Raw genomic sequence first — 22,162 nt, forward strand, 5'->3', positions numbered from 1 at the left:
CAACAAATATTATACTGTTTTATTTTTCGCTGTGAGAATAAATAGTTAGGAAAGGTTCAAGGAAAGGAAAACTTACTAGTTTGACTAAAAAGACACTTAAATTGGTGGGATGGCACAACCTAAAGCCACCCACACATCAAAACTATCGAGTCGATGCCTCTAATGTCATACCGGAAAATGACGAATAACCATTCAACAACACGTAATATGTCCCTGGAGACGCATTCGTAAAGGTGCAAGTTTCATTATTACCGTATCGATATGGACGACAATCCCAGTTTTGCTTGCTGGCTTTAGAACCAAACTTTACATACAGATCCATGTCGCCAGATCCACCAGATGTTTTGATATCTAGAGTTCTAACAGAGTCCAGCTCGAAGGTGTACAAACTTTCACTTCCTGTAGCGCCTGTTAATCCTGTGACCGGCACACCGTCTTTTAACACCTTATCTGTAGGAGGGTTACCACCGTTAGCATTACCCATCTCAACTGCATATGCTAAACCCAATTTGGTAAACTTGGTCGCATGGGCACCTGTAGGGTCTGAGTTCTCAAGAGTATCTCTGTAGGTATGAATATGTCGATTAGAATCACTAAACTTTGATTCAAACGGCATAGCAGCTGAGTAGCCCGCATTATGCCATGAGGCATGGTCCGAACATGCATATCCACAGCGATCATAGCCATAGCTTAGAGATGGCAAATACTCATCAAGCAAATTGGTAAGTAACTGAGTTAAACTGCTATCGGTATAATCCGTGATGAAAACAATGTCCTGTGCAGAGCCTTTGTGGTTAGTCATGTCTAGCTGCAATACAGATACCACATTTTTGCCTTGCGAACGATAGGTATTAGCAATATCTTGCGAGCCCCTTAAACCGACTTCTTCCGCCGCATAAGCCATAAATGCCATAGAACGCTTTGGAGCAAAATTATTTTCTGACAATACTCGTATAATCTCAGTGACACTTGCGATACCCGATGCATCGTCATCTGCACCTGGCGCAATTGAGTTTTCATTGGTTCTAGGGCCAATGGTGGAATCTAGATGGCCTCCCATGACCACCCACTCATCCGGATATTCTGTTCCCTCAATAGTTAAAATTACCGATTTCTGGTTATATCCACGGTGAGAGAACTGAGTGACATTCGAATTTGCAAGTCCAGGCGTTAAGGTTCTCCATTCATTCGCAATCCAATCAGATGCTTGCGCACCAGATGTGGTGGTGTAAAACCTATTGTTAAAGCTCATCAAAGAGCGAATGGTTTGGGTAATTTCAGCCGAGCTTACCTGCGAAAGCCAAGGTAAGACAAGCGCCTGTTGAGATAAGGTTGGGATGGTAAAGCTATCCAAAGTTACAGGCATAGCGCTTGCCAACATCGCACTTTGTAGTGATGGGTGAACCATGTAACCACCACAGCGATGGTGCTTTTCATGCATATCATGCGATAGACCCGCTAACTGAGTTTCATCCAGTTGCCCCACCCAAGCATGACCATTACTAGCCAAAGAGGCGGGTAATACAGATGTTGCTCCAACTGCCGTAATGGTCTCCGCTGCATCTGAACCTATAGATACCCATACTTTATCTGCCGAGATTGCGCACATCGAGGTAAAAGAAAGCGCTATCCCCAAGCACGTTTTTGAGTATTTCATTATCGCCTCCACGGGACTTTAGAAAACATTCAAAACTTAGGATAATTATTTATATTTTGAGAATTATTCCATTTACAGCGGGGTGTCAGATAAAATTGTCACATTTATATCATTAGACAAATAAAAAAAAGGGTGCCAAAGCACCCCTAACCATTAATCTATTTTTTAGAGACCGAAAGTGTCACTCCAGAGAAACCGCTGTATGCTCGAAGCATCACGTAAAGGTCTTCGCTCGCATTCACAGCGTCACAGGACTCCGTGCTTCCCGAGCGATACGGTCTGCAGTCATAGGTACTGGTTGTTGGTGGTTGTCCTGTTCGTACATACAAGTCCGCATCGCCTGTGCCAGACACGATCGAAACGGTTACATCAGACGTCCGATTTGCCGCACGAAGAACAAACATTTTTTCTTCACCCTTAGTCATGGACAGGTTTGAAAGTGGCGTATCCAAACTTAGTTCAGTAGCACCGTCACCTGGAGGCTGTCCCACAGAACCGTCAGGTAAAACACCGTTAAAATAACTGGAAACTTTCGGCCAAATCTTACTGATTTTCACACCTTGGTTCTCACATCCACCGAAGTGATGCAGCGCGATCGCCTTGTTGTTCGCCGTTGTTAATACTGGTGATCCCGAAGAGCCCCCGATGGTGTCACAAAAGTAACCCGTATCTGTATTGGAACCACGCCCATTTGCGGAAGCCAGATCGATTTGGCACATTCCTGAGCCATTTTTATCACTCTCAATTGAAAGCTCTTTAGGGTTACCTGCACCATGCTGAGGAATATAAATACCATCACCATAAACGGGCTCAGATGCATCTAACCCAAGATAACCAAACGATGATATTTTAGCAAAATCATCGACAGTAAATAAGGTGTAATCTAAGGTATAATCTGTGCTGAGTATTTCATTACCCATTACTTTGACGGTTGTTGCCATGGAGCCATTACAACTGGTTCGCTGGTAGTTAAACCAAACTTCAGTATTTTTTAATTCAGACGCACTTTCCACACAATGGTTATTGGTGAACATATGATTATTTGGTCCGACACGCCAAGCAGTACATAGACTTCTACCGTTGATCAATAAACGCGCTACAGGCGTACTCCAAGCAACTTTATCTGGGTGGGAGTCTTCCCAGCAAGCAACATCACGACGTTCGTTGACACCGCAAGTTGACTCTTCCCCTATGACTTCCCGGCCTGCCATATAATGGTCCAATTCAAATCGCCCATACTCTCCATTCGAATTTGCAACTAACTCGATAGTCAGAGATTCACCTGAAATCGATTGAGCATACCAGTTACTTTGACTTTTATCGTACTCAACCGTTTCTCCTGATGTGGGAGATTGGATTCTTATCGAGGCACCTTTGGGTAAAATAAGCTCTTTAAAGTGGAGCTTTACAAATGTAGCCCCCTTGTGTTCGATAAGTTGAGTCGATTTAACCCCATCTACCGCTTTAAGCTCATTCTGTGTTAAAGAGTATTTAATCTCATCTGCGATAACAGGTAAGCTTGTGTCGGCAACTCCAAGTGTAGGTGTAGATAAAAACGCCAAAGCCAACGCGACGCTGCATAAGTTCATCTTCATCGATAAGTCCTTTTTTTGGTTTATTTTTATATTCCCAAATTCAAACTTATGCTCAAAAATACATTATGCAACAAATTTTATACAAGCCATTTTGTAAACTTTAACATACGGGTAACTTGTCGGCCATGAATAAAAAAGCACTCAGAGAGTGCCTTGATTGATTAAAATATATTTAAAATCAGAGCTTAAAGGTTGACACTTTTGTCATCAATTCGCCTGATAACTCCTTAACCGAACCCGCTTCTTGTGAACTTTCCTGAGCGCTATTAACCAATTGATCGGAAACTTCTTTAATAAGTGTGACATTCTGCGTTATCTCGTTCGTGACATGAGTTTGCTGTTCTGCTGCAGTCGCGATTTGAGTAGCCATATCGCTGATGTTTTTCACTGAATTGTTAATCTCTTCAAGAGCAATACTCGCTTTGTCAGCATCTTCAACAGAATGTGTTGCGAGTTTAGAGCTATTCTCCATCAATTTTACGGCATTAGAGGTTGTTGCCTGCAGTGTGTCAATCGTTGCTTTAATTTCCTCGGTCGAATCATGAGTTCGTTGAGAAAGTACTCGCACTTCATCAGCCACAACAGCGAAGCCTCGACCCTGCTCTCCTGCTCTCGCCGCCTCAATCGCAGCATTAAGCGCAAGCAAATTGGTCTGCTCGGCAATCCCCTGAATGGTCGCTAATACAGTAGATATCTCTTGGGAATGACGATTGAGTTCTCCAACAACATTACTTGCTTCGTCTAACTCTTCAGCTAAGCGATGAATAGAATTCTTGTTCTCCAGTACCACAGTTCTACCATTTTCAGTGTTCTTTGCAGAATCTTGAGCTGACTGTGCAGTCTGCTCTGCATGAGAAGCAATCTCTGCTGTCGCTGAGGCCATTTGAGTCACAGCGGTCGCTACCATGGTAATCTCTTCTTGCTGTTGGTTAATCTCATCGACATTTCGGTTTGCCCGCTGGTTACTAATATCTGACTGTTTGGTTAGGTGATCAGATTGCTCACGGATATGTCCGATCAAATTCTGCATGCTGCCGACGAACGTATTGAAGTTGTTGGCAAGTTGGCCTACCTCATCGTTACTATAGATATCGAGTCTTTGGGTAAGATCACCACTACCTTGAGCAATCTGCTCCAATGCATGAGACACCCTTGTCAACGGCCTAAATAGTATTCCACACAACATGTTAAAGAGGAAAGTACACACAATAACGACCAATATTGTGACCAAAATCTGACCCCACATCGCGCTATACAAAGGGGATACTAGCGATTGACGATTAAGCACTGTCACCGTGATTAATGAGGTTCCTTTTATTTGAGAGGCATAAACGACGCTTAATTCTCCATTAACCTCTGTGTATATATCGTTACCTGAGTTCATCGCACGCTTAATATCATCAAAGTTCAAGCCGAGCTGCTCAACTGATTGGTTAAGTAACTTAGTATTGCTGTGTGTAAATACGTTGCCTTGTTCATTGGCAATAAACATATAACCTTCGCCAGGCAATATAACTTTATTCAGGCCCGAGATGATATCGGTAATTTCTACATCAGCGCCTAAAACTACTTTACCGCCACCTAGGGTCACCACGCTACCTAGAGAAACGACATTTGCTCCCGTAGCTGCGGCAACGGTAGGGTTGTCCATGAAGACCCTGTCAGGTACCTTCATCGCATTGATATACCAACCCCATTTCCGAGGATCATCGTTACCTGGTGGTAAAACGACGCCATTAGCATTTTTTTGTGAGCCATCGGGGAAAGCAAGGAAAACATTATCAAGGCCAGCAGAGTTTTTAACCTGCTTGAGGTTACTGACAATAAAATCCATGTTCGCGTCTGGCGTGATTGATGTAAGCGCTCGTTCCTTCGATTCTATCCAGTCAGCAACGTATTGATTATAAGAAGCTGTAGAGCTTTCTAACCGTTGTGTGACTTCAATATCTAGCCTTTGCAGAGAGGCCCTAAAGGATAGAAGCTCTACCAGCATCCCCCCTACAATAATGGCCGCACTTGCAGACATCGCTAATTTTTTCTTTAACGACAAGTTTTTAAACATAACACTACCTTAATTAGCTACTTTTAACCTGCATACCTATTAAGCTTTAGCTGTTAGTCTAATCAATTGCAATGAGCGGCAATTGTTTAATGCCTTTATTCGATAAGATAATTTGAATTTGAAGTGACTCGAATGTGATTGAATATTTCAACAAACATTTCCATATCTCTGAGTACAGGCTTCCAAATTAACAGAGTAAAAAGATATTAATAGAGTTTTACCGAGATAATCATGGCATTACTGCTAGGGTGAGATCGTTGGGTACACATACATTGTGCTTTCAGGCAATAATAATATTTGCAAGGAGATATTATGAAACCCTGCATAACGACCTATCTAACGATTACAAGCCTATTAACCTTCTGTTCGTTAACCGTACACGCCCATGGCTGGGTAGAATATCCGAACGCTCGACAAAATATTTGTTACCTTGATGGGGGATTTTGGGAGGACCGCATCCCAAACGCAGCATGTCAAGCTGCATTCGATCAATCTGGAGCTTTTCAATTCGTACAACGTAACGAAATTGCGATAAACGTCAGTCAATATTGGGATATTGAACAAGTAAAAACATCAATACCAGATGGAAGTTTGTGCAGTGCAGGTGACCTTGCCAAATCAGGACTCAATATCACATCACCCGACTGGCAAAAGACGCAAATAACACTTGATTCAAACCATCAATTCAAACTCATATTTCATGCAACAGCCCCTCATAATCCTTCATATTGGGAGTTCTACCTGAGTAAACCCGATTATGACGCTACCTATCCACTAACATGGTCAGATTTGGAATTAGTCGATACAGCAGGAAATATTGCTGTCGATTCAAACAGCAATTATGAAATCACCATTGCCCTGCCAACCAATAGAAGTGGAGACGCGATTCTGTTTACCCGATGGCAACGTGAAGATCCGGCAGGAGAAGGCTTTTATAACTGCAGTGATATTTCGTTTACCTCTAATAAGAGCAGCCCTGAACCACATTCACTGGCTAATGAACTAGATAATACGCTCTCCGTGCTCAATTACTTCATTCCCTTTAACTTCGGCCCTGCAGAAGTTGGAGACACAATACGTTTGCGTATATTCAATTTAGAAGGCCAAGAACAACACGATATCTCTCTAGTGATTACCGACCAACATATTCAGCACGGCACTTGGCCAGCAGAGCTTGCAGCCAAGTTTAATAGTCGTAACAATCCAGAGTGGTATATCGGCATTTGGCACAAAGGAATGAATCATTATATGTTTGATTCTCGTAACTTATATGCCAATCAGGTTCATGGTCCATCCGCCAAGTTTAACTATCAACTATCTCTGATTAAAGGCCGATAGTCTTGCAAGCGTTGATGACACGCGCCGATTCATCAGATGAATCAGCGCATATTGATTTATATTTCCACGGCAACAGGTTTTCTATCAGACACAAGTTTACCGTCTTTAATAGTGATAACACGTTTGGTACGCTCGGCTAGGGAGTGATCATGAGTCACTATGATCAAAGTCCGGCCCTGTGAATGTAATTGATTGAATAAAGCTTCGATTTCTGCGCCAGACTTTGAATCCAGAGCACCCGTAGGTTCATCAGCCAATATAATTTGCGGGTCGTTAACTAGGGCTCGAGCAATTGCCACCCTTTGCTTCTGGCCACCAGACAATTGGTTTGGCTTATGCTCCATACGCTCGCCCAAACCTACCTGCTTAAGTAGCTCACCAGCACGACGCTTACGCTCTTTAGCTGAGATACCTGAATAGACCAAGGGAAGAGCAACATTATCTAACGCCGTCGCGTATTCGAGAAGATTAAAGCTTTGAAACACAAAACCCACTTTCTGATTACGAATTTCCGCCAACTGGTTACTCGTCAAGGAAGCAACATTTTGACCATCAAGCTCGTAACTCCCTTGGGTAGGTTTATCCAAGCAACCCAAAATGTTCATTAATGTCGACTTACCCGAACCTGATGGTCCTAATATGGATAAAAACTCTCCTTGATCAATAGTTAGACTCACTTTGTCCAACGCTCTAACTTCTGTATCTCCACTGGAATAGTATTTACATATGTCATTGAGTTTAACCAGTAAATTTTGAGCCATATCTGTATTACTCTCTGAGTTATTCACTCTGCAAGGCCTCCATTGGCGTAACTTTAGCTGCTCTGCTAGCCGGTAACCAAGCCGACAAAACACCTGTTACGACCAAAGTGCAAACCACAATTGCTACCACTAGCCAAGACAGTTGTGGGATTGGATTACCAAGATGTTCGTAAAGCATGTTGCCTTCGAGATCAATCGCGGCAATAGTCCATACGAGTAAGTAAGTGGTGATGAGCCCGAGCCCTCCTCCAATCAACATAGTGGCCAACGACTGAACTAAATAGTGCAAGCGAATCGCTGTCGGCGTTGCACCTACAGCCATACGTACACCGATATCTCGGGTAGAACGTTTTACAGTTGCATACATAACATTAGCGATTCCTACTCCAGCAACCGCCAGAGTAACAAATCCAATAATGCCTAAAAAGCTCTGCAAACCTACAAGAAACTGACGCATGCTTTTTTGGTCAAGGAACCTATCTTCCACCTGAACAATCTGTCGGTCTTCGACGCTTGCGCCATGCTTACGAGCCAAAACTTGACGTATAGTATCTGCAAGCCTAATGCGATCCACCCATTGATGGGGCTCAACATTGATTGCAGAAATATCACCATCAAGGTGATAACGTTTCCATGTTCCAAGAGGGACAAAACTTGAATAGTCGATAGGGTAGCCCTGCTCTATATCGGCACTATTTTTTTTCAAAACCCCAATTACTGTAAATTCCTCATCGCCAATTTTAACTTTTTTACCCACAGGGTTTACTTCGAGCGTCACAGTATCAAACCAGCTCTCACGCCCCTCTGGGTTAAAAAAATGGGCCGCTATTGAATACCCTAGTACAACCACTTTACGTTGCTCTCGCTGATCAATCACATTAAACCAGCGGCCGCTGTTGAGAAGTTTAAGATTAGTCATAGACTGAAATTCATTGCTAACAGCCAAAGGCTGACGCCATGTATATTTATCCCCAACGGTGATGTCCTCTTCCCACATTGCAGTTGGAGCTACTGACTTTACCTCTGGGAGAGACTTTACAATCTCGGAGTCATCGAGTTTTAGGTCCAAAGGCTTGCCCATATAAAAACGGCCAAAGTCGATAGTAGCAATGCCTCCCGTCAGATAAATGAGATTGCCATTACCATTTTGGGCGGTTTTCATTACACCAAGGCGGATCCCTTCACCCACAGCCAGCATGCCTGCAATACATAAGGTTGCCCACGCAACCGCTAGAACCGTCAAAACAAATCGAATTTTCTCTGACGCCATTTCTTGAAAAATTTGTCTTATTGGCAACAACATGATTTAAGCCTTTGCACTTAAAGCAACAACGGGAGTCAAACGCGATGCCCTTCTTGCTGGAAAATAAGAGGCAAGAAACGCAAGACAGAAAGTCACCAGCAAAGCGACTAAAATTGCCTGTGGAGTAACAGCAGGCTCACCTATCCATTCTGGTAGGGGCACCACAGACAAGACTCCTACTAAGCCCAGTGAAAGACCCAGTCCTACCGCGGTTCCTATAGCGACAAGAATTAACCCTTCAAAAATAAACTGGCTGAGAATTGTGTTTGGGGTCGACCCCACTGCAAGTCGAACACCAATTTCTCTTGTCCTCTCTGTTACGGACAAAAACAGAATATTCGCCACACCAAGCGCTCCTACCGCCATGGTCATCACACCACTGGCAGCAAGAAATATCTGAATGCCCCTCAAAATATTGATGATTACATCAGACCTATCACTCATATCTAAAAACGACAAGGCGTCTCGGTCCATTGGATCAAAATGAAGTAGCTGGGCATAAAATGTGATGATATTTTTCCTAAAATAAGTCGTTTCTGCATCATAAGCAGACTTGGCTAAGATCATCCAAATTTTGTCATTCCATAGGTCACGGTAAGTGGTTTGAGGGATGAAGACTCTCCGACTGTCACCAAATGAAATACCACTGCTTTCATCATCCAAAATACCAATCACCCGAAAAGGAATCCCATTGACTTTCACATCATCACCGACACTCAATCCACCCATTTGTGCAAGCTGATCACCAATAATTGCTACTCTGGTGTGATTTTTAATGTCACTTGGAGAGATATTCCTAGATCCCAACCTGAGTTTACGTTTCATCAAAGGGAAGTAAGCCGAGTCAACACCTCCAACACCTGTTGCAAGTTGCTGTCCCATCATACTAGACACGTTAGCATCCCATTTTGCATAAACCGCAGAAGCATCAGCAACAAAATCAGCGTGTTTAAGCTGGTCCACATTGTCTTGTGATAAGCTAATTTCTCGTCGCGTTGGCATTCCTTGCCACGGCTTACTCGTTCTTGAAGGGAAAATGATTTGAGTATCATTGATCATAAAGGCAAATGACTGACTCTGCTTACGGTAAAAGCCCTCACCTAACGCCATTAAAGTAACCACGGATATCATACCCCAAGAAATAGCCACCACTGCCAAAATACTTTTAGTACGATGAGCCATTATGGTCACCCATGTTTGTAACAATAAGGTTTTCATTAATGAAAGGCCTTTGAAATGGTCAGAATCGTTCCATCATCAAGCTGACCAGATGTATGTAACAGATCAATTCTTTCTTGCCAGTAGTTGTATAGGTTCGTCTCCAAACCAACCTTGGCCTCATATAAGCGATTGTGAGCTTCAATCACATCAGAAGCTTCAGATTTACCAGCGTCATAAAGAGTCTGCTTACTTTTGAGCACTCTAGCATTAGAATCAACCAGAGAGCTCGCCATCAATACTCGCTCCCAATCAATGCTTACTTGGTTGTATTGCTGCCTAATTCTTTTCTCAATATCGATTTCTATCTTACGCTTGTATTGCTTTGCTTTCAGTACATTAAGTGATGCCGTCTCGACTTTGGCTTTCGTCGATCCGTTGAGGTCAATGGGAAGATTCAAGGTTAGCCCAGCGTTAAACTCTCCATCTGAATTGGTATCATCATCGCTATAACCTAAATTACCAGAGACGGTAGGATAATAGCCGCCCTGGGCTGACTGGCGAGCAAACTCACTTGATTTCACACTTTGTACCGCTGCCAACAACTCTGGACTCTTATCCATGGACAATTTAAGCCATTGAGATTCAGATTTAACCAGCATCTTCGGCTCTACAAGAGAATCCGTCTTAATCTGTTCTACATGTTCTGGAGTTTGATTAACAAGAGCAGCCAACTGCGCCATCTGAGAATTTAGATTGGCTTTCGCTTCAAGAATACTTGATTTTTCGGCGATCTGAGTCGCTTTTATCTCTTCAACGTCTACAGAGGTTACTCGACCAGCGCGATAACGCTTCTCTATTATTTTGAGAAGTTTATGGCCCTCGGCAAACTTCTTCTCCGCCAATAATAATTGACTTTGAGCACTGGCAACATTTAAATAAGCCGCGAGTACTTTTTGCGCCAAATCATCTCGTGCTTTCGCCAATTCAAGCTCGGTTTTGAGATAGTTGGCCTGTGCTTGATCAAGGTTTGACCACAAGCTGCTATCCCAAATTGTTTGAGATAAGCCCACATTATATGAGTTGGTATTATCGCTATCTTGGTTCCAACTCGATGAAGCCTTGGCATCAAGTGATGGAAGTAAAGCGCTTCGGTTTACTGAAACATCCGTTTCCTCTATTTGGAGATCTATTTGAGCCATTTCATAATCAGGATCATGTTTTTTTGCCAGTTGCCACGCTTGGTCAATGGTTAAAGAAAAGCAGGAAGCGCTTGACGTTATCGCCAAAAACAAACTCGTTATGCTAAAAAGACGTTGACTAGCCATGATCACTTCCCATCATACTATTATCAATGACTTCTTCTCCCAAACTCACACCTTCAAGCACTTCGACCCTGATGCCATCCGATAAACCCAAAACCACTTCCTGTTGGTGAAAACCTTGTTCTGAATTATCTGCAATTAAAACATTGGGTTTAGAACCTTCAAATTTCAACGCTCGTTCAGGTAGCGTTAAGACATCTTGAGACTTTTTAAGTGTGATTTTCGCCGTCGATGAAAAGCCTGATCGTAACGTCACATTGTCTGGAATGTTAAGTTGACCAACTTCTATTTCAAAGCCATTGTCAAAGCTCTTGGAAGTGTCCGTATCATCTGGCGAATTAAGTTTTTCAGATTGAATAGCAACCTTGGTAATAACACCCTTAATTTCTATATCGGGATAAGGTGCAACCGATAAAGAAACCGGCATTCCTGTAATCAGCTGAGCCGCATCATGTTCACTGACACTACCTTTGAATATCATGCTATTCATATCAGCCAGAGACATAATTTCTGTTGCCGCTTGACTAGACGCTGTTGATATAATCGGCTCCCCAACCTCAACTTTACGATTCAAAACCGTACCACTGATTGGTGCCAAAATGGTAGAAGTCAAATGTTCATCACCAATTAAAGCTTCACCACTTTGAATCAACTCTAAGTTTTGCCGTTTTTGTAATACCGTCGCATTGGCAGACTTCACCTCAGAGCGAGCGCTCACATACTCATCATAATTACTGGGAATAACACCTTGTTTTAGCAACTCAGCCAAATTTGACAGCTTTTGTTTGGCGGACTCCAACTCCGCTTCACTGCGCATCAACTCAGTAGAGGCATCCGTAAGTGCTTGAGGCGTAGGATTCGGACTTACTTTGACCAAAGGTTGGCCTTGTTTAACATCTTGTCCTACTTGAACATATATTTCGCCAACAATTCCTTCGATGGGAGACTTAATCGAAATAGCATGTGATGGCACTATCTTACCCACTGCCATTGCCTGTTTTTCAATCGTTCCTTTTTCGACATTTAAGGTAGGAAACGGATCTGTACTAGTTGAAGAATGTAAATAGACCCAGATACCGCTGCCTATAAATACAATGCATGCAGTTGATATCAGCCAAGATTTAGCCATGCGTTTGTTCCATTAATTATTTATGTAGCCCTGTGACTACTTAGTTATTTATAAGTTCCACCATGATAACCATTAACGCGTTGCATAGGCATAGTAATGAGTATTTTTTACATATTTTTAACTTGACCGATTTTTTAAGACTCAGCAATCGACACCATAATTCATCCATTTTTTCGCTACCTGTGCGAAACAAAAACTTAAGAATAAAATAAAAAACAACAATAAGTTAAAGAATTATTAATAATAAAATTAAAATTATAAATATCTATCTTAGAACCAAGATCTCATTCGAAATAACAATAAATTAAACATTTTGAACCAGCCACTCATATAAAATTAATTGCAGTTATTTTTGTTGGAAATGATCACTACTCTGGAAGCGCAATTTTTACCCCAACTAACTGAAATAATTACAAAGGTGAAGTATGCGTAATGTTCATTTACTTCTCTTGCTACCAATAACATTTGGCTCGCAAGCGGCAACCATAGTTGATCACTCGCAGATCGACCTCTCTCATATACTTAGTCAGACAGCGTCCAAGAATTATTCACCATCTAACCAACCGCTGGCATATCGAGAAATTAATCATGTACAAGCAGGAAGCAACACTCTACTGCGCAAGCAGCAATTACATTTTGGTGTTCCTGTATACGGTCAGTCTATTGTTGCACAAGTTTCCAATCAGGGTGATATAACCCCTCTTGATGGACAAGTGCTCACAGGTATTAGCTCAGACATTGGCTCTACCATGCCTATGTTTAACGCCGACCAAGCCATAGACCTTGTAAAAGGCGCCAATACAGGCTTTGCATCTCGCCCGATTGGTGAGCCAAGGGCCAATCTAATGATCTGGCAAGACAAGCAACAAGTGGCTCACCTTGTATATAAAGTTGATCTTGTTGAAATGAAAGGCATGTCGCCATCAAGACCAATTACATTAGTCGATGCCAAAAATGGGGAGATTCTTGATCAATGGGAAGGTATCGCATTTATCGAAGCAGAGGGCCCTGGTGGTAACCAAAAAAGCGGTAAATATTATTTCAGTCCCACGACACATTTTGGTGGTTTTGAAGTGAATCAGTACTGTCAAATGGACAGCCAAAATGTCAAAACTATTGATATGAAGAATCAACAGTATGGTGGCCAAGTACATCAATTTAGCTGTAACACAAACAGCAACCGAGCAGTCAATGGGGCATATGCTCCGATGAATGACGCGCAATATTTTGGGCAACGCGTATTTGATATGTATATGGATTGGCTAAACACTAAACCATTACAACAAAAGCTAACCATGCGTGTGCATTACGGCACGAACTATGGCAACGCATTTTGGGATGGACGGCAAATGACATTCGGTGATGGCAACCAGTCCATGTACCCACTTGCCACATGGGATGTCATTGCTCACGAAGTCAGCCATGGTTTTACCGAGCAGAACTCTGGTCTTGAGTATCGGGGTATGTCTGGAGGTATGAATGAGTCTTTCTCTGATGTTTCGGCCGCCGCACTTAGCCAATACGTAAATGGAAGTTTTAATTGGAAAATGGGTGAGCACGTAATGAAGTATTCCGATGCGATGCGATACTTCATTCAACCGAGCAAAGATGGCAGCTCCATCGATCATGTCAACCAATATTACAACGGAATTGATGTCCATAATAGCTCAGGTATCTTCAATAAAGCCTTCTATCACCTAGCAACAAGTCCTGGTTGGGATATCAAAAAAGCTTTCATTGCCTACGCAACCGCTAACCAATTATACTGGCGTGCGAACTCTAACTTTCAACAAGGTGCAGAGGGAGTCTGTAAAGCAGCTGAAAAACTTGGCTATGAAAGCTCAGCAGTTCACAGCGCTTTTGCACAAGTCGGAGTTCAAGTAACAAATTGCACCTCAACCCAGCCGAACCCCAATCCTAAACCAACACCAACTCCTGGTATAAGTGAATTGGAAATCAATGTACCTACACCTGTCGACGCCAATGGCAATGACGAGCAACACTTCGTGTTGAAAAATGCACCAAGTCAGGACATTTGGGTTCAAACCTATAATGGTTACGGTAACGTTGACATGTATGTTGCAATTAATCGACCCGCCTCTCTAACAGACAATGATTGTGCATCCACAAACGCTGACAATGGTGAATATTGTGGTTTTAGTGGCGTCGGCCAAACCGATATATATGTTATGGTTACAGGCGCAACAGGCTCATCGGATGCTTACGTGGGTGTCAGTGCTTATTTAGACGAGCAAGAACCTGCTCCGCAACCACAGCCAAAGCCACAACCGCAGGATCTTTGCTCTGCACTCAATGAGTGGTCAGCCAATGACTATTATCCGCAAGGTACTCAAGTCCAATATTATGGCAATAGGTTTACCGCCATTCAAGATAGTTGGGGATTAGACCCATACAGCTACTCAGATCCATATGACCATTATTGGTATTGGGTATTTGAAGGGAGTTGTTATCAGTAAACATAAAAAATGGAGCTCGTTATCGAGCTCCATTGTTCATTCAGCTAACAGACTTTATTTCCAAGCCCATTGACTGCCATTCACATCAGCTTCTACAAGCCAAGTGTTTTCGTTCCATCTTAGAGCGTTATCCAAAGCATTTTTGAGCTGGCCATTTTCGAAACGCCATTTTTGGTTAGGACGATCGCTACACTCTTCCATGGTTATGTTACGACTGTTTTGATCAAGACACATGCCTGGTGCTGCTTTGCTAATTAACTTGCCAGCTGAGGTTAGCTGCCAATGTTGGTTGTCGCCTGTATGACAACTCCAACCAAACACCTTAGCACCTGCTGAACCAGAACTATACTCAACATCTAAACACTGATTGCGATGTGTTAACAGTTGCTTCCATTCCTGTGCAGGTTTCTCATCGCTTGAAGATGCTTCAAACAGAGTCGTCACAATCGACGTCATAGGTTGAGTATGACGAGACGCTCTTGGTGCTTGAGATTGCCAGCTAGTGGGTACAGATTGAGTTACATCCCAGCTTCCTCTGCCATCATAGTATGATTTGGCAACAGCTTGAGGTGTCGGAGTCCACAAGAAATCAGGGTGACGATTTTGGTACCACTCACCACCAATCACATTCCCCGATGCATCCAACTCTAAGTCATAGTAGTATCTTACACGTGATACACCATCTAACTGAGGCTTATCATAATTTCTATGTGTCGGGTTAGTTTCCACCATGTAGTCAACGACCATTTCTACTCCAACTACTGAAACCGCGCGTGATGAACGATACTTGGTAAACTTATCTTGTTTATAGTCGTCCATGGCAATCGTCACTTCTGCCGGATCATTCGATGCACGATTGGTTTCTGGGTTAAAGTACTTCACTCGGTAGCCCAAAATTGGTTGGTTCCATACTTGGTAATCATAAGTCGCATCCATGATCATGCTGCGGCCTGTAATACCAATCTGGTTAAGTACTGATAAGTGCCAGCTCGCTGGGTTGTTATCGACACAATCTGGTTCGATAACTCGTCCGTTCTCATCTTTCGCTGGATCTTTAATGTTACAACGGCCGCCAATAAATCGGGTATTAAACGGTGCTTCAGACCAAAGTAAAGTGCCTAACGCCTTGATATCAGAAGGATAGAATTTGATCATCTCACCATTAGCATCGGGTACATTGATTGATTTCTCAGGTCGAGGAAGCATATAAGCTGCTGCTGCCCAGCCATGGCAAAGTCCCATCCAACGTTCTACTCTACCTTGAGACTCATAGTAGCCTTTGCCGGAATCCCAAGAACGCTTAGTGAGGGTAAAGTTATTGTCCCCGACTAATAGATCGTATTTTTCTGCTGGTGACAATAGATGGCGGTTTTCAATTGAGTAGCTATCAAGAGGTTTTATAGTATGCGAGAAGTCATAATACTCTTGCCAATTTGATGCGTTGAGTTCTCTGTCGGCAAACCGCCATGCGGCTGCGCCAGAATAGAGTGGCCAATACGTATCAGACCAAGGTTGAACCGACAGACGTTTCGAGTCTGGTGCTGCGTTATCCAATTCTGTTAAGTTACGGATAAGGGCATTGCCAACATCGACTAATCGAGCTGGGTTATCATTACCCAAATTCGGTGCAAAGCGAGGGGCAAGCATAGGTTCTGCTCTATCCATAACAGTATCACGCATTTCGGTCCGAACTCGTTCAATATCTTCAGCACTCATTGTCTGATAGTCGTCACCCTCTTTCACCGGTAACCTATCCATAACTTCTTGAGGGTTTTCATGAAATGCTTTCATGAACTGTTCAATTTGCGTGTCATCAGCAAGCGCAGCAAACGGCACAGCAACAGACAACAATGTAATTATTTTTTTCATTTTAAAACTCTACTCCGTCAGATTTAGCACAAAAAAGTTGTATAGACATTCCAACTTTGCCAGCGGGTAGATTGAAGATATACATTCAGCAAATCAATAACAAACTAGCATGAATTACTTAAAACGTGAGTAAAACTAGCAAAAAATACTCTCATTAATCCAATGATTATGTATTAAATATTTCCTTACAAATCATTGATTTATAATAAGAAATCATTTCAATTGAGCATATTAATTTATATTGAGGAAAACAATTAAGTTTTAATTGAGTTAATAATAGAACCTATTTCAGGGATATATATCAACATTTGAGTATGACTTTTTATTACGATAACGTTATCGTATATCTATATGTATTATTTAAACTATATGGATAAATAGGCGTTCAACTTTGCATATTTAATCAACTCAAATGTCGAGTTACGAATATTGAGACAAGTCAACATTAGTATTTGAATCTCTCACTAAAAACTCCTTAAAATTTTACAAATTTGTCACAGTTAGCAAAAATAGGATAATAAAGCAAATAAACAAAGGTGCAATTAGTAAAATGCTTTAACTAAAATAATAAAAAGTTGGGCAGCAATGAAAAGACTATCTAATATCATAATATTACTATTACTCACATTCACTGCAAATGCAGATACTAGTATATATATATTAAATAACACAGAGAATGAAATTGATTTTAATGTTATCGGCCTTTCTAGTTTAATAAACAGAAAGCACATAGAGCCACTCCAGCCCTATAAACAGACCTATGCAGCAGAGCTTAGCCGTTATTCTGGTGTAAAGGCAGGAGAAGTATATGATTTTTATATACTCTTAGGTGAGTCACATCTGTCTTTAGCTATAAAGTTGGAAGGAACCATTTGGGGGTCAAACATTTCTTATACTTTCGCTGATCCGGAATCCCTTGAATTGGATGAATATTATACCGACCGAAGTATTTATGCGCAATTTAAGGGAAACTATCAATACTACTTTAAAGCGAGTTACACGGGTGGATACGATAAAATTACTCTCGTCATCGATGAAATAAAACCACCACAACCTAGAAATCCTAACACTCTCAGTTTAGTCACATACAATACATGGATGCTTAGCTATGTCGGTCGGTACATGAGCGTAAGAGACAAATTGATAGCCAATGCAATACACAACTATGATGTCGTCTTTATGCAAGAGGTATTTAGGCGTGAAAATGAGCAAGACATCATCTGGACTATGCAACAGTACTTTCCTCACATGAGCAATAAATTAAATGGTGGCGGCAGTAATACGTATGATGGTGGTGTGCTAACATTCAGTAAATATCCCATTGTTCAACAAGCTCAACATGTATTTCAAAACTGTAAGGGTACAGACTGTTCAGCAGATAAGGGGATACTTTATACAAAAATTATGAAAGGAGACTCCCCTTTTCATCTTTTTAACTTACACCTTGGCGCATGGAACTCACAAGCCTATCGAAACATTAGAACACTGCAGGTCGGTGAAATATTTGCTTTTATTGACCAGCTAGATTTGCCTAACAATGAACCCGTGATCATTGGAGGTGATTTCAATATTGCTAAGCACAAATTTCCGTTAGATTTTGAGCAAATGCAAAGAGTGCTCGATATAGAAGAGCCTACATTAGAGGGCTCACTTGAATACAGTTTTGATCCGTATCTCAATGAACATCTGAGTTATTCTGAGGAATCAGACCGAGAGCGTCTCGACTATATCTTATATCGCAACAATGGAAGTATCTCGAACAGCTCAAGTCAGATTGTTGTACCACGCAATTTTCAAGAAGATATGTGGGGAGTTTGGGATTTATCCGACCATTTTGCCGTTAGTGCTCAATTTACAATAGCGGACTAAACTATAACTTCATTGAAGTAATATCGTTCTTTCATGTAATCAGTTGGTTACATAAGTTACTTGGCTGCAAACTGAGCTTGCAGCCTCATTTTATAAAAAAAGAAAAACGACAAAAGGCAAAGGTAAGACTTTTCTTCAACTTTCATTTAGTCTAAAGACTCCAACATAAGTTATTGAATTAAAATGAATTTTAGCAATAACACTATCAGTAAAAAAGGAGTTTAAATTGAAAATGAAGTTGTCTATTCCTGCACTACTTGCAGCATCAAGCACGCTATTAACTACTAATGCGTTTGCTGAAGTTGAACTTGCCCAACTTGATCCTTCTCAGGTAACCATCAAAAGTCTTCAAAGCTCAGGTAGTGGCTGTCCTTTTGGTACTGTCTCTTCAACTATCGCACCTGATGGTAAGTCCTTTGTACTTGGCTTTGACGAGTATATAGCAGAAGCTGGACCGGATATCTCAAGACGCGAGAATCGTAAAAACTGTCAGATCACCGCAGTACTAGGGATTCCAAATGGATACGCATTTACATTCGCAGACGTTAACTATCGTGGGTACGCCGACCTTGATGAACACGTAATGGCACAACAAATCTCGACTTATTTCTTCGCAGGTGAACGTCAAGAAGCTCGACTAAGCTCAGCATTTTCGGGACCAATTTCAGAAAACTACCAAATCAGTGACCGTCTTGGCCTATCAAGCTTAGTTTGGTCTTCTTGTAACGCTACAGAACCCGTCGTAATTAAGTCAGAAATAAAAGTGGACAATCGCCGCAATCGTGACAATAGCGGTCTCATCACACTAGATACCATTGATGGTAAACTGACTCATAGCTATGGTCTAATGTTTAGAAAATGTGGTGATGTAAGCCCAACAGGTGAAAGAATCTAAACCAGCACATAAAACATAACAATGGGGGCACAAGCCCCCATTCTTATTTATAGATCTTCAAATATTTTATTGGGTCGCGTTGTACGTAACTTGTCTTTCGCTGTAACCCATATTCGCAGGGGTATGGTTTATATCAACCTGTATGTTACCCGAAATATCACCTTCAGAGCCATAAACTGGACATGTCGCTACATGAGAAAGGTAGGTGGCTTCTTGTGGTTTCATAAAATAGTAAATTTGCTGAAGATTACACTCTCCAACCGTCATACCTTGTGATTGTAAACGAGCTCTCTGCTTATAATAATGCGGCGCTACATCAAGTAAGTAAGCAGGTTTAAGCGTGTAAACATTAACTTGATATTCATCGGTATACACATTCCCTGACTTATATAAGCCCGTATCATGACTGTAAAGTACATTCAGGTGCCAATACACAAGCTCAGATTCATCACTTGGAAGCTCACCCGGTTTGGAGTATAAACACTGAAATTGACTATGCGGAATATCTATCTGCTGCTGCATAGGCCCGCCTTGGCGTATCGATTGAACGCCGCAGCGGTGCAGAGTAAAGCCATTTTCAACCATACTTTCACGAGTTTGGTGCGCAGCTTCGAACTTATTGAATACTCCCTCTGGTGTTGTATCTGTAAACACTTGAGGGGCTTCAGTCTGAGGGGTTTCCGCTTGTACTTGGGCAGCTAAACAAGTAACGAAGCAAGCGGTTGCTATTTTTGTTTTCATCATTATTTCCTCTTATAAACCGCCGACAAGTTACCTCACAAAACACATACTCTACAGAGGTCATATTTATTTTTGTGATATAAAACAAAAATGATTTTTTTTATTAAAAATAGAAATTCTACATAAAGAAATATAATTAAAAACACAATTTAAACAAGTTAACTCCAAATACTAAAATCGACGTTAAAATTATATTTTTATATTTAAATGAAAAAAAATATGGAAGAAACCTCTTGTTACAATCATGTCATAATCACAGTATCATTGGAACTTTATAAAAGTATTTTATCTCTAAACATTTTCTCTAATAACATCTTCTTTTATATCAACAATTGAGTTATTTTCCAGAACCATAACATCATTTTACATGTACATATCATTTAAGTTTTATTAAGAGAAAATGAAACCTTGACAGAGATATGATGAGTGAAATTGATCGGTAATAACGGTGGTACTTTTAGATATAGGGTTATAATTTAAAGTAAACAATATAGTACAAAGGACGAAAGACTCTTAGAAAAGGCAACAAGATCCTAATTGGTGTGAACAGAAAAAGATGGTGCGACAGTTTCAAACTGCACTGTCACACCACAGGGGATGAGTTTATAGTACTAGCGTCTTAGTGACCGACATTTCTCTTATTGCATACTTTATACCTTCTCGGCCGATACCGCTGTGCTTAACGCCTCCAAAAGGAAAATGTTCAGCTCTAAAGCCAGGGCCATCATTGGTCGCTAGAGTCCCCACATCCAGTTCATCGAACAATCTATGTATTGTTCTCAAATCGTGGGTGAAGACACCTGCTTGAAGACCATAATCGCTGCTATTAATGACAGGAATAATTTCATCGATGGACGCAAACTCACGCAATGGGATAACCGGACCAAAAACTTCCTCTGACATCACTGGGCTATCATCTGGCACATTCTCCAGTATGGTTGGAAATACAATATTGCCTTCTCTTTGTCCGCCAAGAGCAATAGTAGCACCCATTTTTACACTTTGATCAATCACGTCTTTTATTTGAATAGCGGATTGTTCGTTGACTAGCGGCCCGACAAACGTCTCTTCTTTAGAAGGATCACCGACAACAAGTTCACTGCTGGCCTTAACCAGTATATCGCGGAACTCTTTATAGACATCTTGATGGACAAACAGACGTTTAGCAGCTGTGCAACGCTGGCCAGCAGTAGCGAAACGCTGTTGAATAGCGGCATTAACAGCTGCGTTAAGATCTGCATCAGGCATGACAATAAGTGGATCACTGCCTCCTAATTCAAACAGCATTTTCTTGTAGCCAGCATGCGCAGCGATAGCTTCAGCTGCCGGATGTCCCCCAGTAAAGTTAACCGCGTTGACATCAGGATGACTCACTAAGCCAGCCATTTGATCAATATCAGGCACAACAAGTTGCAGCACTTCTTCTGCAATACCTGCTTCGTAGCAAAGTTCGACCAACTTTGCTGCTGAACCATGATTAATCGGTGCTGGCTTCAGTATAATGCGATTTCCTGCAGCAAAAGCAGGACCTATTTTGTGCATTGCTATATTGATAGGGAAATTAAAAGGTGTAATACATAAAACGGTTCCAATGGGGGTGTAACGAACGACACCCGTTCTTCCTCTCGCAGGTGCATAAGCATCTGAGTCCAGCACTTCCCCCTGGATTTGACGTGCTTCTTCACTGCAAGCAATGGTGGTATTAATCGCACGTGTTAACTCGACTCGGCTATCTGCAATCGTTTTGCCGGTTTCTTGAGTTATCATCACTGCTAAAGATTCAGCATGTGTTTCTAATAAACCCGCTAGTTTGCGCAAGATATCAGAACGCTGAAAAGCCCTCAGATTAGACTGTACTTCACGCCCTTTCTTAAGAGTTTCAAGACAGTTTCCAATTTCTTCTTTTGAACTAAAGTGAAATTCACCAATACTCTCTTGTGTATAAGGATTTTTTACCTGATAAGCCAACGTCATAAGTCATTC

Annotated in this window: 15 protein-coding genes; 4 read left to right on the top strand and 11 right to left on the bottom strand. The window is 41.6% G+C overall.

Translation table 11 applies throughout. The features are described from left to right. Positions 1-142: 142 nt before the first annotated feature. The 3 genes from MHN79_RS06425 to MHN79_RS06435 form a co-directional block, all read right to left on the bottom strand. Complete coding sequence (locus MHN79_RS06425) at positions 143-1,657, bottom strand: M20/M25/M40 family metallo-hydrolase (protein ID WP_239172171.1); 1,515 nt, start codon at positions 1,655-1,657, stop codon at positions 143-145. A gap of 158 nt (positions 1,658-1,815) precedes the next feature. Beyond that, on the bottom strand, positions 1,816-3,252 hold the full coding sequence (locus tag MHN79_RS06430; protein ID WP_239172172.1) for a serine protease: 1,437 nt from the start codon (positions 3,250-3,252) through the stop codon (positions 1,816-1,818). A 178-nt stretch (positions 3,253-3,430) separates the two neighbouring features. Next, positions 3,431-5,314, bottom strand: a complete 1,884-nt coding sequence (locus MHN79_RS06435; RefSeq protein ID WP_239172173.1) for a methyl-accepting chemotaxis protein — start codon at positions 5,312-5,314, stop codon at positions 3,431-3,433. Between the two features lie 312 nt (positions 5,315-5,626). Here MHN79_RS06435 and MHN79_RS06440 point away from each other — a divergent pair, with 312 nt between their 5' ends. Continuing rightward, positions 5,627-6,652, top strand: a complete 1,026-nt coding sequence (locus tag MHN79_RS06440; protein ID WP_239172174.1) for a lytic polysaccharide monooxygenase — start codon at positions 5,627-5,629, stop codon at positions 6,650-6,652. Positions 6,653-6,708: 56 nt separating this feature from the next. Here MHN79_RS06440 and MHN79_RS06445 read toward each other — a convergent pair whose 3' ends face one another. From MHN79_RS06445 to MHN79_RS06465, 5 genes are read right to left on the bottom strand one after another with little or no spacing between them, the layout of a single operon-like run. Further along, positions 6,709-7,413 (bottom strand): ABC transporter ATP-binding protein, encoded by a 705-nt coding sequence (locus MHN79_RS06445; protein ID WP_239172215.1) that lies wholly within the window; start codon positions 7,411-7,413, stop codon positions 6,709-6,711. A 19-nt stretch (positions 7,414-7,432) separates the two neighbouring features. Next, complete coding sequence (locus MHN79_RS06450; protein WP_239172175.1) at positions 7,433-8,716, bottom strand: ABC transporter permease; 1,284 nt, start codon at positions 8,714-8,716, stop codon at positions 7,433-7,435. Positions 8,717-8,719: 3 nt separating this feature from the next. Next, a complete protein-coding gene (locus MHN79_RS06455) occupies positions 8,720-9,934 on the bottom strand; it encodes an ABC transporter permease (RefSeq protein ID WP_239172176.1) in 1,215 nt (404 codons plus the stop codon). Beyond that, entirely contained in the window at positions 9,934-11,202 is a 1,269-nt protein-coding gene (locus MHN79_RS06460) for a TolC family protein (protein WP_239172177.1), read from the bottom strand. The genes MHN79_RS06455 and MHN79_RS06460 overlap by 1 nt, the downstream gene beginning before the upstream one ends. Next, positions 11,195-12,328: an efflux RND transporter periplasmic adaptor subunit gene (locus tag MHN79_RS06465; RefSeq protein ID WP_239172178.1), complete on the bottom strand. Its 1,134-nt coding sequence runs from the start codon at positions 12,326-12,328 to the stop codon at positions 11,195-11,197. Before MHN79_RS06465 ends, MHN79_RS06460 begins: the two co-directional genes overlap by 8 nt. Before the next feature lie 425 nt (positions 12,329-12,753). Between MHN79_RS06465 and MHN79_RS06470 the strand changes: the two genes are divergently transcribed. Further along, positions 12,754-14,805, top strand: a complete 2,052-nt coding sequence (locus tag MHN79_RS06470) for a M4 family metallopeptidase (RefSeq protein WP_239172179.1) — start codon at positions 12,754-12,756, stop codon at positions 14,803-14,805. Between the two features lie 54 nt (positions 14,806-14,859). Here the strand turns inward: MHN79_RS06470 and MHN79_RS06475 are convergent, their stop codons facing one another. Next, positions 14,860-16,674, bottom strand: a complete 1,815-nt coding sequence (locus MHN79_RS06475; protein WP_239172180.1) for a ricin-type beta-trefoil lectin domain protein — start codon at positions 16,672-16,674, stop codon at positions 14,860-14,862. A 585-nt stretch (positions 16,675-17,259) separates the two neighbouring features. Here MHN79_RS06475 and MHN79_RS06480 point away from each other — a divergent pair. Together MHN79_RS06480 and MHN79_RS06485 are read left to right on the top strand one after the other, a co-directional pair. Then, on the top strand, positions 17,260-18,543 hold the full coding sequence (locus MHN79_RS06480) for a sphingomyelin phosphodiesterase (RefSeq protein ID WP_239172181.1): 1,284 nt from the start codon (positions 17,260-17,262) through the stop codon (positions 18,541-18,543). Positions 18,544-18,775: 232 nt separating this feature from the next. Further along, complete coding sequence (locus MHN79_RS06485) at positions 18,776-19,438, top strand: DUF4360 domain-containing protein (RefSeq protein WP_239172216.1); 663 nt, start codon at positions 18,776-18,778, stop codon at positions 19,436-19,438. A gap of 66 nt (positions 19,439-19,504) precedes the next feature. Here the strand turns inward: MHN79_RS06485 and MHN79_RS06490 are convergent, their stop codons facing one another. Further along, positions 19,505-20,182: a hypothetical protein gene (locus tag MHN79_RS06490; RefSeq protein WP_239172182.1), complete on the bottom strand. Its 678-nt coding sequence runs from the start codon at positions 20,180-20,182 to the stop codon at positions 19,505-19,507. A gap of 600 nt (positions 20,183-20,782) precedes the next feature. After that, positions 20,783-22,153, bottom strand: a complete 1,371-nt coding sequence (locus MHN79_RS06495) for an aldehyde dehydrogenase family protein (RefSeq protein WP_239172183.1) — start codon at positions 22,151-22,153, stop codon at positions 20,783-20,785. Between the last annotated feature and the right edge of the window lie 9 nt (positions 22,154-22,162).

The organism is Vibrio sp. Of14-4 (assembly GCF_022347625.1).
Taxonomy (GTDB): Bacteria; Pseudomonadota; Gammaproteobacteria; order Enterobacterales; family Vibrionaceae; genus Vibrio; species Vibrio pristinus.